Annotated in this window: 1 protein-coding gene; it reads right to left on the bottom strand. The window is 62.1% G+C overall.

Annotated elements, in window-relative coordinates:
- Positions 1–264: cytochrome c biogenesis protein ResB (locus tag KB201_RS24670; protein WP_211540912.1), on the bottom strand; the 264-nt coding region annotated here is incomplete at its 3' end.
- Between the last annotated feature and the right edge of the window lie 407 nt (positions 265–671).

Genomic DNA, 671 nt, shown 5'->3' with positions numbered 1-671 from the left:
CGAGCTGGCGAAGACGTCGAAGAGCTGCAGTCTGTCCATCCAAGTGCCGAGGGCGCCGCGGTCGGCAATGTACTGGGTTGTTTTCTGTTCGTTGAGTGGGCGCTGCGGCAGCAGAGCGCCCGGGATTGCCGCCGCGGCCAACAGGAACAGCAGCATGAGTGCTGTTTTCATCGACGTCAGCGAACGCCACAATCTGAGTAGGGGGCTAAGCCGGCGGCGTGGTCGTCGCGGCGTCGGCGCTTCGATGCTGCCGGTGTGCATCATCGTCGTCGTATGGGTAACGCCGCACCCTGGAAGTCGTCATCACTCGCGAGAGAACGAAGTGCGCGGTCGGCGACGTGATCCGCAGCTGTCTGCCAGTCGACTCCCAGCACCATCGGCCGCCGGGATTTCCTCGCCCGCATCGCCATCCGGGTCTCACCTGCTCTTCCTGCCCACACCGAAATACTACGTAGCGTAGTATTTCGGTACGCAGATGACAAGCGGTGATGCGCCCCGCTGCGGCGCGCTCGCACTTACGAGCCGTCGACACCACCCAAGTTCCTCGGGTCTCGTCATGTGCCGCCCCATCAACTACGGTGTATCGAATAGTTTTATTCGGTAGACCGAACTTTGTGATTGAGGGGCGGCAATGCGAGAGGTCATGGCTTCGGCTCGTCCGCGGTTCGCGC

The sequence above is a fragment of the Gordonia sp. SCSIO 19800 genome (assembly GCF_018132775.1).
Classification (GTDB): domain Bacteria; phylum Actinomycetota; class Actinomycetes; order Mycobacteriales; family Mycobacteriaceae; genus Gordonia; species Gordonia hongkongensis.
Note: the sequence above shows the minus strand (reverse complement) of the source record. Positions and strands in the feature narration are given on the sequence as shown.